The following is a 15,418-nucleotide window of genomic DNA, read 5'->3' as shown; positions in this document are numbered from 1 at the left end:
AATACCTAGTATGATGATAAGATACTTTTTTTGTGTGATTGTTTTGGTTTTCACGCTGGTTTCATGCGCCACCCGAAACATTCAGTTGGCCAGTACTTCCGGAACAGAAGAAGGACCGGCACCTAATTTAAATAGCGAAAGATTTTACCTTTTGGGGAATACGCATGGTAATACGAGAGTATTAAAAGCAATGGAAACCATGATCGTTGAAGATTCCACTAAAAATAAACATCTCATCTTGTTGGGTGATAATGTGAAAGCCAAAGATGAAAAAATACTTAAACAGCAGTTGGACAAGTCCATTGAAGTTGTAAAATCCACAAAGACAACCCCTTATTTCATTTCCGGAAATTATGAATGGGCGTTCGATGGAATCAAAGGGCTTGAAACTATCGAAAACCATCTGGAAGAAAACATGAAGGAGGATGATTTTATGATCCCCAAAAATGGGTGTCCTCTGGAGAGTGTCGAAATTAGTAAAGAGATTCAACTTATCATTTTAGATAGTCAGTGGTATTTGGAAGATTGGGATAAGCACCCCAAAATAAACGATAAATGCGAAATTAAAACCCGCAAGCTCTTTCTGCTTGAACTGGAGGGGGAACTTAAAAAATACGCTAACAAAACGGTGCTTTTAGCGATGCATCACCCCATGTATACCAATGGTCCGCACGGTGGCAGATTTGGCTTGAGAGAACATATTTTTCCTGTCCCCGGCATAGGCTCTTTGGTTGCTGAAATTCGTTCTCAGGGCGCTATAAGTGTTCAGGATAGATTTAACAGTCGGTATAATGAGCTTATGCAGGAGCTTCAGTTGCTTATTGAAAACGATGAAAACCGGATTGTACTTATTTCGGCACACGAAAAAAGTCTTCAATACATAGAAAACGGCCAAATAAAACAAATCATTTCGGGAGGTGGCTCTAAAATTGGGATAGCTTCTATAGGAGCCGATGGACAATTTTCATACGGGAAAAACGGTTTTAGCGTGGTTGATGCAAATAAGGATGGCAGTGTCTGGGTTACTTTCTACGGAATGGACGCATCCAATACAACACGCTCTCTTTTCAGAAAAGAAATCTACAAACCCATTGTTAAACCTGTACTTGATAGCTTACCGGATTCATTTCCAGAAACCATGCAGGCATCGGTGTATGAAATCGATAAGGTTGAAAAATCGGATTTCTTCAAATCTTTTTGGGGTAATCATTACCGGGACGTCTACGGAACAAAGGTTACGGCAAAGACTGCAAATCTGAATACTCTGTACGGAGGATTAGAGGTTGTGAGACCCGGAGGCGGACATCAAACAAAATCCTTGCGATTAATAAGCAAAGACGGTAAAGAATACAATATGCGAGCACTTAAAAAAAGTGCAGTGCAATTCTTAGAGACAACCTCTTTTAAAGGAACAGATGGAGAAAAATACCTGAGCAATACCATCCCCGAAGATTTTATATTAGATTTCTATACGGCAGCACATCCTTATGCGGCATTTGCGATACCAAAAATATCCCGCGCTGCGAATGTACTGTACACCACCCCCGAATTGTACTACGTCCCGAGGCAAAAGGCACTGGGAAAATACAACGAGGAGTATGGTGACCAATTGTATATGATTGTTGAAAAGCCCACCGAAGAGTTTAAAAATCTAAGGAATTTCGGTTACCCCGATGATATTGAAAGTACAGACGATATGTTGCTTGCCCTCCGTAAGGATGAGGACTTTATTATGGATGAAGAAGCCTACATAAGAGCCAGAGTTTTTGATATGCTAATTGGTGACTGGGACAGACACAGCGATCAATGGCGTTGGGCTGCATTTGAAAATGACAACGGAAAGAAGGTATTTGTTCCAATTCCCAGAGACCGCGATCAGGTGTTTGCAAATTTTGATGGCTCTTTCCTAAATATTATGAAAAATATAGTAGGAGCAGTGAATCAATTTGGTGTGTACGGTGAGGATATCTATGACGTAAAATGGTTTAATAAGGCAGGAATGAAACTCGATAGAGCGCTTATAAAGCGAAGTGATAAAACTGTTTGGCTGGAGCAAGCCCTATTTTTACAACGAGCCATCGACCAAAATATCCTCGATGAGGCCTTTGCTATGCTTCCTAGAGAAGTTCAGGACACAACGATTACCGAAATAAAAAGTCATTTTTTAAAGCGGAAGGACAATCTGGTGGACATTGTGGAACGGTATTACAATTCGTTGATGGAGTTTCAAATGCTTACGGGTACCGACAAGGACGATTTCTTTGAAATTATCCGCTTACCGGAAGGGAAAACACAAATAAAGGCGTTTCGAATTAAAGATGGAGAAAAAGCAGATGTATTATTCGATCGAATATTTGACGGAAAGCTCACCAAAGAAATATGGTTGTACGGCTTGGACGACAAGGATTTCTTCGAGGTTTCAGGAGAACCGGATAAAGCGATTTTAATTCGAATTATTGGCGGACAGGATAAAGACACTTATACCATTACGGAGGGTAAAAGGATAAAAGTGTACGACCGTCGCTCAAAGAATAACGATATTACCGAAAGGGGAGGAGCTCATTTCAGATTTACAAACTTTTATGAAGCCAATCTGTACGATTATCAAAAAACTAAAACAAAAGGAGGAAGCTTCCTATTCAAAACAGGATACAATCCCGATGTGGGAACAGGATTGTCTGTTGGTTATACTAAGACCGTCAATAGATTTATAGAAAACCCGTACGGCACCAAAACCGAAGTGCTTTTAAATTATACCTTTTTATCTCAGGGATTGGATTTAAGATTTTCAAAAGCCTACGCCGCAGTTATTTTAGACTATAATTTGGTGGGAACAGGTCGCTATACTTCCAAAAACTACACTCAAAATTTCTTTGGCTTCGGAAATGAAACGATAAACAAAGAAGACTCGCGTACTTTAGACTACAATAAGGTTAATATGGAAATGTACAACGGGGGTATTGGTGTTGAAAGAACATCGGACTATGGCAGCTTTTTTCAGCTGAAGTTTGATGTAGAAACTATTGAAATAGTGCGTAATGGAGCTAATCTAATTAGCGAAATACAACCTTCGGTGTTTGGTGAACGCAGCTATTTTGGAATTCCAAATGCAACCTATCGCTATAAAAATTATGACGACACAAATTTTCCCACCAAAGGAATGCTTTTTAGCACTACTGTGGGCGCAATTGACACGTTCAATTCTTCATCTCTAACGGGTTTTGCAAAAGCAACTCTGCGGTTTTACAATAGCGTGCTATTCAACAATCGATTAATTTTAAAGACCGAAGCGAATACCATGTTGACCACTGGCGATCAGCCAGGATTTTATCACAGTCCGCAGCTGGGAGCCGAAACAGGTTTAAGGGGTTATAGAAACGAACGCTTTACCGGGAAACATAGTCTGGCCGGAAGCGCAGATCTGATCTATAATTTCAGGAAACTGAAAACCTTTATTTTTCCCTTAGAAGTGAGTGTGTTTGGGGGTTACGATTTGGGCCGGGTGTGGATAGAAAACGACACCTCCGAAATTTGGCACAATTCCTATGGAGGTGGTTTTATAATACAATGGACGCAGATGCTTCAGGGGAACTTCAGCACTTTTAAAAGCGAAGAAGACACTCGCATTGCGTTCGGACTTCAAGTTAAGCTTTAAGTTTTTCTAAAAACCAATGTCAAACCCTACTTGAAGGATGGCATCTTCATCTGAAACAAAATAACCTGCTTTTATTCCGAATGAGTTTAGTGCTCCAAAAATTATTCCTCCTCCTTGTGAGGTATGCCAGGTGTTTGAAGTATCATTTTCTACCCAAACTCTTCCGTAGTCAAATCCGCCGTAAAGCGCTATAGTGATGGGAGCCACCCCGGTAATAATTCGTGCAACCCGCCATTTTAAATCGGTACTCTGGTAAAAAGACGTCTGTCCCGCAAATCGTTCATCCCTGTATCCTCTTAATCCGTTATTTCCACCTAAAGACGGTGCGTGATAAAAGAAATAATCATTACCGAAATTGGTCTTTATTTCTGCTTCCGAGCCAATCACAAGATTCCCTGAAGAAACCAGTCGGCGGTCTATCCCAAGTAAAAATGACGCATACCCGAAATTATTATCTTCTAATTCGATATTACTCTTATAACCAAGCGTCACATCGAATTCCAAACCACGAGTGGGGAAGTCGGCTGCATCCTGATTTTTATAACGTACAGATCCTTCAGCTCCCACGTAACTTTGATCGCTAAAAACAGCAGGGTTTACATTTACGGGAGTAAAAAAGCGATCCGGCTGCATTTCTACTTCAAAACGTTCGTACAATGCTTGTAGTTTTATTGTTCTTCTTGCCAATCCTGCGCTTAGCTTAATTTGCCCTATCCGCGCACGGTTAAATTCCATTTCAACGACATCTTCATCGTAAACAGATTCATTTCCATATCCGAAGAAATTAGTGGCAAAGAGTTCACTGGTAAAATAGCCTTCGGCTTCCAGATTCCAATTCGGCATTATATTGGCAAAAGTACCTTTGTAGGCAATTTCAGCTGCTTGAAAGTCGAAATAATAGTTTGCGGACAAATAGTGTTTGTATCTAAAATCTTCCCCGTTAAATCCTTTGTTTGTATAGGTATCACTAGCGCCTAAAAAGAGTCCGTCGTCTGTACGGAAACCAAAATTGGGCAGTAAAATGTTATTGTTTTCATTAAAATTTCTCCAGAAGTAGGTATTGGTTTCGTACAAATCGGTAAACTGTTTTGCAGGAGTTTTGTCTTCAAATTCGGCTTTTTCGTGCTGCCAGTCGTATACTTTCAGTTTTCTACGATTGCTAATTTTAAAGGTATCATCACCATAACCTCCTACCAAACGGATCATTATTTCACGGTCACCTTCTCCCGAAACTTCAAATTCGTCGTCATCGTTCAAACCGTAAATCCATATTTCATTGGTCTCATCACGATTAAAAGTGCGTTCAAAGAAAACTTTATTGGGCCTGTCTTTCAGCAAACGTTTTAAAACCACCTTGGTTTCCCCATTGGCCAGACGTGTAATCTCTATTTTATCGTCTTTATGCGTTCCATGAATGATGACGGTTTCATTAATTCTTTCTCCGTAACGCTTTGCAATTTTATCGATATTCCCGAGGCGTGCCTTGAGATTTTGTTTTATGTTTTCTGAAGCTTCATCTTGTACCTCCTTTGGTAGTCTGTTAAATGCGTCTTCTATTATGGCATCGGTCATATTTTGTTGAATGAATTTGGCCTCCTCTTCCCAAACCGAAGCATCGTACTTGTTGAGAAACGCCTTGTCCAGATTATTTCCTTCCCCGTTAAACCATTTTACATCTTTAATATCGGGACCATAGGACTGCCAAAAACGAACATCGGGCATGATCATTTTAATAAGAGGGATGGCGATTCCGTCGAATTTAGAAAAGGCCGCATCCCGATCACGAGGAATAGGTATAAATCGAATATCATCGTCACTCACCTTGTATTCGGCCCAACGCCACTGATCTTCATGACGATCCCAATCACCTATAAGCATATCGAAAATACGAGCTCTGATATATGCGCGTTGGTCAATGGAATATTTTTCGTCTTCATTCAGTTTTTCAAGTACATCGGTTGTGCTTTCAAATTGTTTTATTTCGCCTTCGTCTTGAGGATTGGCACGATTATACCCTTCAAAATTGCGCTGTTCGTCATTGGGACGCTCTTCAATAAAGTACAATTGGTCTCCGTAATTGTCTCCCAAAAGTCTGAATCCGGGTTGCTTCGGCAAATAGTACAATTGAGTATTCGCGTGATTTATCGCAGCCGATTTGGCCAAGGGGTTGATCACTAATTGCATATAAGGATGGGTAGTGCTGAAAAAGTCGTACACAGCCTTTTCAATAAAAGTCCCCTTAAATTCTTCTTCATTATAGGATATTCCTTTTACTTTAAAGCGAAGAAATTTTAAGGCATTTTTTTCCAAACCACGCATCGCATATTCTTTGTCGTTAGCATCTGCCAAACGTGCCGAAAAGGATTGGTGTCCGCCGCCTTCCTTGGTAATCTTCAATCCCGAATAAAGGGTGTCTAGGATTGCAATTTCTGCTGTAACCGGTGTTCCAAAGTAGGAGCGGTATCTTTTTCCCCAAATGAATTTGTAAAAGCCGGATTTGTCAAGTTTTTCCTCGTCTGTAGTGATAGGCACTGTTTTTGTTGCTTCGGAAAAATCTGGAGTTTTAAAATCGGGCTTTTCTTCCGGGAAACGGTTCAGCACTGCGAATGAATTTTCGGAATCTGTTGTGATAAATTGTACTTCCGAAGAACCGTCTTCAAAATACTTCAAAATAGCAAATCCCTCTTCGCCATAGGTGAATTTACCTTCATAATCTAACGTTCCACCAATGTTTGCAATACTTCCCTTTGTTCTTCGGGTAGCTGTTTTCCCGCCTAAGGAACCGCTAACAATTTGTCTGATATTTTTACCGGTTAGGTATTGAAGACTCTCTTCATGCCCGGAAACAATGGTCACTCTATCCGATTCCTGTGCCAAAGCACTCACGGTAGTACATAGATAATTGTAGCGTTGTGATCTTAACTGCTGATTGGAAAAACTTCCCAGCTCACTAACTTCATCGATAATATTACTTACGATGGGAAGGGGTGTGATACTCTCTAAAAAAGTGTCTTTACCTGCATATTTTCCATTGCTGAAAATAGGATGGTGCACTACAATTAGGAGATTTTTCCCCCGTGAATCCTTTATATAACCTTCCAATTCTTCAACAAATCGTCGTTTTGTATTGATGTCGGTACACTTTTTATTAATTCCTTCCACACTATCCCAGTTAGTGTCGAACCACTGCGAATCGATTAAAACCATATCCAGGGTTTTGTTCACTTCAATATATTCCAACGGACAGACATTATTAGGAGCAACGCGAATATTTTTATTGTTTTTATCTTTCAGATAATCCTCCACCCATTCTATCTCGTCGGTGTTTTTACTTTCCCATTCATTATTTCCCGGTACAAACAGCGTCTCGCCTTTAAAATTTTCGGCAAGACCTAGTTGCTTGTCAATAAGCGCTTTATTTGCATCTTTATTAAGTTCTTTGGAAGTATAATCCCCTACATATAAAAGAGTGCTTTGTTTGTCGGCTTTAGCAAGATGGGTTTTAAGAAGGGATTCTATTTCCGGATTAGAGCCATTTTCAGCATTTCCTAATCCACCGGCTATATAAAAAGTATGGACCGGAGTTTTCGACTTGTTTTCTGTCACTTCGGCTATATTGGACTGTGGTTTGTAGGTCGCACAGGCCGAAAGGAGCAATATGCTTAAACCCCCAATAATTTTGTTGGTGTATCGGGTTGAACTGAAATGGGCTACTATGTGGTTCATTTGGTTGTTGATTTTGTGCAGTTGATGTATAAATGTACGGAAGGATTTTTACTTCTATTCAGATTTAGGAATTCTTTATGACCTCAATTTGAATATTAAATAATTTTCGGGTAAGGGATTCATTTTATTGCGATGTTATGGTGATTGAATATATGTTTCCTCCTTCAACTCCGTGGCGTTCATCGGCCATAAATAGCGTTTCAGAATCCTGAAAACATAAGCTTTCTAATTGTGAACGATAGCCCAGCCTTATCTCTTCAATATCACCTTTAAAAAAGTAATCTTCAGAATAATTACTCATAAGAAATACCTTGTTGTAGGTGAGCAATGCTATTGTACCGGTCTTATAATCTATGGTCGCAGAGGTTACTTGACAATCTTTCGAGTCTTTACAAACTGTATACTCCCCAATTAGTTTTGCTTCAAAATCTCCTTCTTGGGCCGGAATTTTATACAGCTTCGTCACTCCATCAAAATTGCTGCTTCTGTTACGTGTAAATACATAAAAGTAATTGTTGATGTAAATAAATGCTTCGGCGTCGAAATTTCTTTCATTTCGCTTGGGCGGAAATTCTTGCTGGTCTTCGTAATGAAATGTGGTTTTGATCGCTTCTGTCGTGGAGCCTGCTATTTGCAATACATTGGAAACTGTGTAAATGGCAAGATTTTCTCGTTTATTGTTGTTGTTTCCGAAGTCTCCTATGTATAGATTACCCTTGCCGTCTGTTGCGAGATCTTCCCAGTCATGGTTTTGGGCATTGGAAATAGTAATAGCTTTTTCAACTTTTTCGGAAGCTGCATTCACTCCATATAATGTTGCGTCATTTCCGGCATCCAGAACGATCCACATAAGATCGCTCCCTTCAAGGAATTCCATCCCGCTCGCCTCTTTAAGGTTGTTGGGTAGAGAACTTACAATAGTAAGTGCTCCGAAATTCTGACAGCCGGCAATAAGGGGAATAATAAAAAATAGAACAAATATGTTTTTCATACATAAAAAAACCTGCATTAGCGCAGGTTGATAACTTATTTAGGATGTTTAAGTTGTTGGATGGGTATCTGAAGCTTTCATTGTCCAGGCATCTAACATCCAACTTACTTTTTCCAAATTTCCAATATAACCTCCAATTTGGTCAATTGTTCCTTCATCGGATGCTGCATCGGCATTTTCGGCTACTTTTCGTAATTGTTTCAGGATTTTTCCATGGTCTTCCAACAAAATTTTTACCATTTCCACATCTGCAGTCTCTGAAGGGGATTCCTTCAAATTAGATATTTTTAAATAGTCTGTAAAATTACTGGTGGGTTGGTATCGAAGCGTAAGTATGCGTTCTGCAATTTCATCAATTTTCAGTTTTGCATCCTCATACATTTCTTCAAATTTAACGTGAAGATCGAAAAAGTTTTTGCCGACAACATTCCAATGGAAATTTCGCAATTTTTGATAGTATAAATGGTAATCGGCAAGTAAGATGTCCAATTCCTTTACGGTTTTTACCGTTTTCGCTTTGTTGAGGTTTAAATAGTTCATTAGTTGTCCTTTTTGTTTGAATCAAATTTACGTGCAATGCGCTACAACACCAATTATTACGGGAGGTTTAGTTTTTATTTAACTAGAAATCAATATTTTTTATGAAAACATTAGGGACTACTGATTCCTTTTAATGAAATAGACAGGTTGCTTTAAAAAATATCTTTCAATTATTGTACCTTTGGGCCTTCATATTGCGCCCAATCCATGAAAACAAACCTATCGATTGCAATACAAGCCGCTTTAGATGCCGGTATAGAAATTCTTAAAGTATACGAAACCAATTTTTCAGTAGAAATAAAGGCAGATCAATCCCCACTAACAATTGCCGATCAAAATGCGAATGAGGCCATTGTTGCACACCTTCAAAAAACAGATATTCCCATTATAAGTGAAGAAAACAAAAATCTGGGGTATAACGAGCGCCGGCTATGGGAAAGCTGTTGGATTGTGGATCCCTTAGACGGAACCAAAGAGTTTATTAAGAGAAATGGCGAATTCACCGTAAATATCGCGCTGGTGACCAACGGAATACCAAAACTAGGTATCATCTATGTCCCTGTTACCAAGACATTGTATTTTACTGCTGAAGACAGCTCAACTGCTTATAAAATTGAACTGATTTCAGAAAAAACTGCTATAGCTGAAATTTTTGAAAATGCTTCGGAAATTAAACCTGCTTCAGAAAGTGAAAGTCCGATAAAAATTGTGGGTAGTCGTTCTCATTTAAATGAAGACACCGAAAAATTTATTTCAGAAATTGAAAAAGAAAAAAAGGTTGAAATCGTTTCAAAAGGAAGCTCTTTAAAATTTTGCCTTGTTGCCGAAGGTGAAGCGCACATATATCCTCGTTATGCTCCTACGATGGAATGGGATACCGCAGCGGGACAGGCAATTTGCAACGCCGTTGGTGTTCGGGTACTTGATATTGCTACCAACAAAGCCATGCAGTACAATAAAGAAAATTTACTGAATAATTATTTTCTGGTCAAAAAATAGTGAAGGACGTTTCGTATAAAAGGCATTTGGCCAAAACCATTACCTGGAGAATAGTTGGGACAACCGATACTATTTTGCTGTCATGGATTATTACGGGCGATCCAATGCTGGGTTTGAAAATAGGGTTTGTGGAAGTGATTACTAAAATGATTTTGTACTTTTTTCACGAACGAATTTGGTTTAAAATCAATCTTTCCAAGAACGGTAGAATATTGGAAAGCCGAAAAAGACACTTTGCCAAAACCATTACATGGCGAGGATTAGGAACCTTGGATACCATGATTATTTCCTGGATTATTACGGGAAACCCGTTTACGGGTCTTAAAATTGGTTTCGCAGAATTAATAACTAAAATGATTTTGTATTATATTCACGAAAGAGTTTGGTACAGAATGGATTACGGATTAAAGGAGCGACATAATTAGTATGAAAAATGTGATTCCACATACCTTTAGTATTACCCGGGAACAACGAAACACCTTGATGCAACACAATGGTTTTTTAGTGTGGTTTACGGGCTTATCGGGTTCAGGGAAATCTACCATTGCCAATGCTGTAGAAAAGGCTTTGTTCGAAAAAGGAATACATACCTATACCCTGGATGGCGATAATGTACGAAAAGGGCTGAATAACAATTTAAGCTTTTCGCCCGAGGATCGTTTGGAGAATATTCGGCGTATCGCAGAAGTCGCTAATTTAATGGTGGACTCGGGATTGGTGGTTTTGGCAGCATTCGTCTCCCCCTACAAGGCAGATCGCAAGCGCATAAAACAAATTGTAGGAACTGCGAATTTTGTGGAGGTATTCGTAAACACACCCTTGGCAGAATGTGAACGAAGGGATGTAAAAGGACTGTATGCCAAGGCGAGAGCAGGAGAAATTGAAAATTTTACCGGAATTAACGCTCCTTATGAAGCCCCTGAGAATCCCGATGTAGAGATAGACACTACAAAAGTTTCGGTGGCTGAAGCCGTTTCAATTATTATAAAGAAACTAGAACATAAATTACATTAGTAATGAGTAAGTACTACTTAAATTATCTGGACGAATTAGAGTCGGAAGCCATATATATCCTTCGGGAAGTCTGGGCACAGTTTGAAAATCCTGTGATTTTGTTTTCGGGAGGGAAAGATTCTATTTTGGTGACGCATTTGGCACGCAAGGCTTTTTTTCCGTCGAAAATTCCGTTTCCTTTAATGCACGTTGATACCGGGCATAATTTTCCTGAAACAATTCAGTTTCGGGATAATCTTATTTCAGACTTAGGAGCGCAATTAATTGTGGGGTCGGTACAGGAGTCGATTGACCAAGGGCGTGTTGCCGAAGAAAGAGGCAAAAATGCCACTCGAAACGCACTACAAATTACAACCCTTTTGGACGCCATAGAATTCAATAAAGTAGATTGCGCTATAGGAGGAGGCAGACGTGATGAAGAGAAGGCGAGAGCCAAAGAGCGTTTCTTTTCGCATCGCGATGACTTTGGACAATGGGATCCTAAAAATCAGCGACCGGAATTGTGGAATATCTTAAACGGAAAGCACTTTGAAGGAGAGCATTTTAGAGCTTTTCCTATAAGTAATTGGACCGAAATGGACGTGTGGAACTATATCCTTCGTGAAAATATTAGAATCCCGTCTCTGTATTTTGCGCATCAGCGTGACGTGGTTTGGCGCAGTAATTCATGGATTCCTGTTTCTGAACATTTAAAACTGGAAGAAGGCGAAGAAGTACTTAGTAAAAAAATTAGATTTAGAACCTTGGGTGATATTACCATCACCGGCGGAATTGAATCTGAAGCCGATACACTCGAAAAAATCGTGACCGAAGTAGCTTCCATGAAACAGACCGAACGAGGTAACAGAAGTGATGACAAGCGCAGTGAAACGGCTATGGAAGATAGAAAACGTCAAGGCTATTTTTAAAGTTTAGACACTAAGAGTAATACAAAACAAAGCTTACTGCCTAGCGCTTAAAGCTTAAAGCTAATAAAATGCAAATAGACAACAACCAATTATTACGATTCACAACAGCCGGGAGTGTAGACGATGGAAAGAGTACACTTATTGGACGATTGTTGTATGATAGTAAATCAATATTTGAAGATCAACTAGAAGCCATACAAACTACCAGTAAGAAAAAAGGACACCAAGGGGTAGATCTGGCGTTATTTACAGATGGTTTGCGGGATGAGCGGGAGCAGGGGATAACTATTGATGTTGCGTATCGGTATTTTACAACTCCGAAACGTAAATTTATTATTGCCGATACTCCGGGACACATTCAGTATACCCGAAATATGGTAACCGGAGCTTCAACCGCCAACGCGGCACTGGTACTTATCGATGCGCGTAACGGCGTAATTGAACAGACCAAGCGACACGCTTTTATCGCTTCGTTGCTGCAAATTCCTCACCTTATTGTTTGTGTGAATAAGATGGATTTGGTGGATTATTCTGAAGCAATCTACGAAGACATCATCAATCAGTTTGAAGAGTTTTCATCTAAGTTGTACGTAAAAGACATTCAGTTTTTGCCTATTAGCGCTTTGGATGGAGATAACGTTGTACATCGTTCTACCAGAATGGACTGGTACCAAGGCGCGCCATTGCTTCATACACTTGAGCACATGCACATTAGTAGCGATATTAATAAAATTGACGCCCGTTTCCCGGTGCAAACTGTACTTCGTCCTCAACGGGATGGCTTTATAGATTATCGTGGCTATGCCGGACGAGTGGCAAGTGGGATTTTCAGACAGGGTGATGATGTGATAGTACTTCCTTCGGGCTTTACTTCAAAAATAAAATCGATCGACACGCTAGATGGAACTTTAGATGAAGTATTTGCACCTATGTCGGCTTCAATCACTCTGGAAGATGATATAGATATAAGTAGGGGAGACATGATTGTAAAAGCTAATAACAAACCTACTTCTACACAGGAATTTGATGCAATGTTGTGTTGGCTTAACAATGCTTCGGCCAGACCACGGGCAAAATATACCATAATGCATACTTCCAACGAACAAAAGGCGATGATTAAAGAGGTATTGTATAAAATTGACATCAACACCTATTCCAGAGAAGAAGAAAATAAGGAACTTGCAATGAACGATATTGCCCGTATTACAATACGTACAACGCGACCTTTAATGATTGATGAATACAGGGATAACAGAGTCACGGGTAGTTTTGTACTTATAGACGATGCAACTCACGAAACGGTTGCAGCGGGAATGATACTTTAGTGCGTAGGGGTTAACAACAATTTCCTAAACCAATCAACTTGAAATTTCTATTCAATTTTTTTAACAGTCAACAAATCAGGAATGCCGCTGTAGGCAGTTTAGGAATTAAATTTTTCTCTGCTTTTTTTGCTTTTGTCAATAGCATTTTATTGGCGAGAATATTAGGCGTAGAGGCATTTGGAATCTATGTGTTAGCCTTTTCTATACTAATTTTAGCCTCGGTTTTGGTTTCCCTGGGATTACCTAAATTGATGACCCGTTTTATCCCTAAATACGAAGTAGAACAAAATTTAGGGGCCGTAAAGGGGCTTTTGATTCAGGCCCTGAAATATGTTTTATTGGCGTCGGGTATTCTTGGAGTGGTGGCTTTCCTCATCTATTTAATCGGGTGGAATAGTATTGATAATGTACTGGGCAAAACGCTTTACTTTGGATTGTTGTTGATTCCCATTCTGGCCATGACGTCAATATCTGCTGCTTCCTTACGAGGATTGCGGTTTATTCTTCTGGGACAGTTTCACGATACTTTTTTGCGAAATTTGTTATTCTGTATCGGAATCTTAGTTTTCTATTACGGAGGCATGAAATTGAGTCCGATTTCGGCAATTTTACTATACACAATTGCAGGTGTAATTTCTTTTTTGGTGGGTCTTGTGTTTTTACACAGGAAACTATTTCAGAAAATCAAAACTGTTAAAGCTGAGTATTATAATAATTTATGGCTGAAAGAGGCGACACCTTTTACCATTGATAGCGGGATTCAGGAACTGAAATCCAAGGTCATCACATACATATTGGCAGTCTTTGGCAGTATTGAAGCTGTTGCGCTATTCGATGTTGCATCGCGAGGCGCTGCATTAGTGGCATTTACTTTGGACGGACTCAATACGGCTATCGCACCTTATATTTCGAAAGCATTTGAGAGTAAAAATATGGAAAGCTTGCAACGTATAGTAACAAAAACCAGTCGCATTATATTTGTTTTTGCATTACCTGTAGTTATTGTTTTTGTAATTGGAGGAAAGGCTTTGTTAAATTTTTTATATGGTAACGTGTATGAAGATTCGTATGTTCCTTTGGTAATTCTGTGTATCGGACAGCTCGTGAATGCTGCTACCGGCTCTGTCGGCTTAGTATTAAACATGACAGGATATCAAAGCACTTATACAAAAGTGAATTTTGTTATTACGATGGCCAATGCGGTACTTAGCATTCCCTTTGTTATATATTTAGATGTGCTTGGGGCCTCAATAATATTTTCTAGTTTATTAGTAATACAAAACTTGGTCTTAGTTCTGTTTCTGAACAAAAGACTTAATATTAATTCCACTATTTTTACTTTTAGATAATATATGATTTGAAAGTAATAAGCCATGGGTACATTTAATAATTTTTAGTATTACATTAATATTCATGACACTTAAAACGTACAGCAGCTTTTATTTTTTCGATAATTTATTAAACCAACCAACTAAATCATGCAGCTAAAATCACTCACTGAAATTGCCAACAAATATGCGACCGACAAGGGTACGTTAGGGCCAAGCAGCAGATGGAATACACATAACTATACAGATGTGTATGATGCTTATTTAGAAGGATTTAGGAATCTACCTATTAATTTCCTTGAAATAGGACTGGGGGTGAGAGGTGCAAATTGGAGGTCGGATATTGTCCATGGGGCCAATGAAGGAGGTGCATCTATAAAGATGTGGCACGAGTATTTTAGTAATTCAAAAATATTTGGTATCGACATTAATGAATGTGCATATCTGGACAATGACCGAATTAAGACTTATGTCGCCGACCAGGGAAATACACAAGACTTAGATAATTTTTTCAAAAATTCCAGAGTTTCACAATTCGATGTTATTATTGATGATGGTAGTCATAGACCGGACCATCAGCAAATTAGCTTTAATTATTTTTTTAAGAAATTGAAGCCCGGAGGTCTGTACTTTATTGAAGACTTATTAGCCAACGGACATGGTGATAACAAAAGCGGAAGAATGTCGAGTGATAAGGTTATTAATACTAGACGCTTACTAAAGCACTATATGAATACGGGCGAATTAGTAACACCAAACGCATTGATGGACAAAGAATACTTGGACGAACATATTGACTTTATAAGGTTTCACACACCAAGAGTGGGTGTGAGGTATGTGGTTGGAAGATCACTTCGGCATCCTATAGGTCGCGTGATGTATCACAAGTTAAACACAGAAAAGCTTTGTGTAATACGAAAAAAATAGGAGAT

At 39.1% G+C, this 15,418-nt stretch carries 11 protein-coding genes; 8 read left to right on the top strand and 3 right to left on the bottom strand.

The genetic code is table 11. The features are described 5' to 3' along the window. Window positions 1-10: 10 nt before the first annotated feature. Window positions 11-3,655 carry a phosphoesterase gene (locus ATE92_RS12595; protein WP_157809634.1) on the top strand — a complete coding sequence of 1,215 codons (3,645 nt, stop codon included), beginning with the start codon at window positions 11-13 and terminating at the stop codon, window positions 3,653-3,655. A gap of 6 nt (window positions 3,656-3,661) precedes the next feature. Here ATE92_RS12595 and ATE92_RS12590 read toward each other — a convergent pair whose 3' ends face one another. From ATE92_RS12590 to ATE92_RS12580, 3 genes are all read right to left on the bottom strand, one after another. Continuing rightward, window positions 3,662-7,381 (bottom strand): ShlB/FhaC/HecB family hemolysin secretion/activation protein, encoded by a 3,720-nt coding sequence (locus ATE92_RS12590; protein ID WP_198515623.1) that lies wholly within the window; start codon window positions 7,379-7,381, stop codon window positions 3,662-3,664. Window positions 7,382-7,505: 124 nt separating this feature from the next. Then, window positions 7,506-8,372 (bottom strand): hypothetical protein, encoded by an 867-nt coding sequence (locus ATE92_RS12585; protein WP_100804044.1) that lies wholly within the window; start codon window positions 8,370-8,372, stop codon window positions 7,506-7,508. A 48-nt stretch (window positions 8,373-8,420) separates the two neighbouring features. Continuing rightward, window positions 8,421-8,912, bottom strand: coding sequence for a Dps family protein (locus ATE92_RS12580; RefSeq protein ID WP_100804043.1), 492 nt, complete (start codon window positions 8,910-8,912; stop codon window positions 8,421-8,423). Between the two features lie 207 nt (window positions 8,913-9,119). Here ATE92_RS12580 and cysQ point away from each other — a divergent pair, with 207 nt between their 5' ends. The 7 genes from cysQ to ATE92_RS12545 all read left to right on the top strand — a co-directional run bounded on the left by cysQ (window position 9,120) and on the right by ATE92_RS12545 (window position 15,413). Continuing rightward, window positions 9,120-9,911 carry a 3'(2'),5'-bisphosphate nucleotidase CysQ gene (cysQ, locus tag ATE92_RS12575; protein ID WP_100804042.1) on the top strand — a complete coding sequence of 264 codons (792 nt, stop codon included), beginning with the start codon at window positions 9,120-9,122 and terminating at the stop codon, window positions 9,909-9,911. Next, entirely contained in the window at window positions 9,911-10,336 is a 426-nt protein-coding gene (locus tag ATE92_RS12570; RefSeq protein ID WP_100804041.1) for a DUF2061 domain-containing protein, read from the top strand. The genes cysQ and ATE92_RS12570 overlap by 1 nt, the downstream gene beginning before the upstream one ends. Window position 10,337: 1 nt before the next feature. After that, window positions 10,338-10,925, top strand: a complete 588-nt coding sequence (cysC, locus tag ATE92_RS12565; protein WP_100804040.1) for an adenylyl-sulfate kinase — start codon at window positions 10,338-10,340, stop codon at window positions 10,923-10,925. 2 nt (window positions 10,926-10,927) lie between these two features. Further along, window positions 10,928-11,833 (top strand): sulfate adenylyltransferase subunit CysD, encoded by a 906-nt coding sequence (gene cysD, locus ATE92_RS12560; RefSeq protein WP_100804039.1) that lies wholly within the window; start codon window positions 10,928-10,930, stop codon window positions 11,831-11,833. A gap of 68 nt (window positions 11,834-11,901) precedes the next feature. Then, a complete protein-coding gene (locus ATE92_RS12555; RefSeq protein ID WP_100804038.1) occupies window positions 11,902-13,158 on the top strand; it encodes a sulfate adenylyltransferase subunit 1 in 1,257 nt (418 codons plus the stop codon). A 38-nt stretch (window positions 13,159-13,196) separates the two neighbouring features. Beyond that, complete coding sequence (locus ATE92_RS12550; protein ID WP_255396952.1) at window positions 13,197-14,507, top strand: oligosaccharide flippase family protein; 1,311 nt, start codon at window positions 13,197-13,199, stop codon at window positions 14,505-14,507. 129 nt (window positions 14,508-14,636) lie between these two features. Next, window positions 14,637-15,413, top strand: a complete 777-nt coding sequence (locus ATE92_RS12545; RefSeq protein ID WP_100804036.1) for a hypothetical protein — start codon at window positions 14,637-14,639, stop codon at window positions 15,411-15,413. Window positions 15,414-15,418 lie beyond the last annotated feature (5 nt).

Source organism: Ulvibacter sp. MAR_2010_11, assembly GCF_002813135.1.
In the GTDB taxonomy this organism is placed as follows: Bacteria; Bacteroidota; Bacteroidia; order Flavobacteriales; family Flavobacteriaceae; genus Altibacter.
The sequence above is the reverse complement of the archived record's forward strand: the minus strand, read 5'-3'. Positions and strand labels throughout refer to the sequence as shown.

Bases quoted from the DNA above. Each gene is read 5' to 3' on its own strand.
- cysC (WP_100804040.1), top strand. From the start codon at position 10,338: ATGAAAAATGTGATTCCACATACCTTTAGTATTACCCGGGAACAACGA.
- ATE92_RS12595 (WP_157809634.1), top strand. From the start codon at position 11: ATGATGATAAGATACTTTTTTTGTGTGATTGTTTTGGTTTTCACGCTG.
- cysQ (WP_100804042.1), top strand. From the start codon at position 9,120: ATGAAAACAAACCTATCGATTGCAATACAAGCCGCTTTAGATGCCGGT.
- ATE92_RS12555 (WP_100804038.1), top strand. From the start codon at position 11,902: ATGCAAATAGACAACAACCAATTATTACGATTCACAACAGCCGGGAGT.
- ATE92_RS12545 (WP_100804036.1), top strand. From the start codon at position 14,637: ATGCAGCTAAAATCACTCACTGAAATTGCCAACAAATATGCGACCGAC.
- ATE92_RS12580 (WP_100804043.1), bottom strand. From the start codon at position 8,912: ATGAACTATTTAAACCTCAACAAAGCGAAAACGGTAAAAACCGTAAAG.
- cysD (WP_100804039.1), top strand. From the start codon at position 10,928: ATGAGTAAGTACTACTTAAATTATCTGGACGAATTAGAGTCGGAAGCC.
- ATE92_RS12585 (WP_100804044.1), bottom strand. From the start codon at position 8,372: ATGAAAAACATATTTGTTCTATTTTTTATTATTCCCCTTATTGCCGGC.
- ATE92_RS12590 (WP_198515623.1), bottom strand. From the start codon at position 7,381: ATGAACCACATAGTAGCCCATTTCAGTTCAACCCGATACACCAACAAA.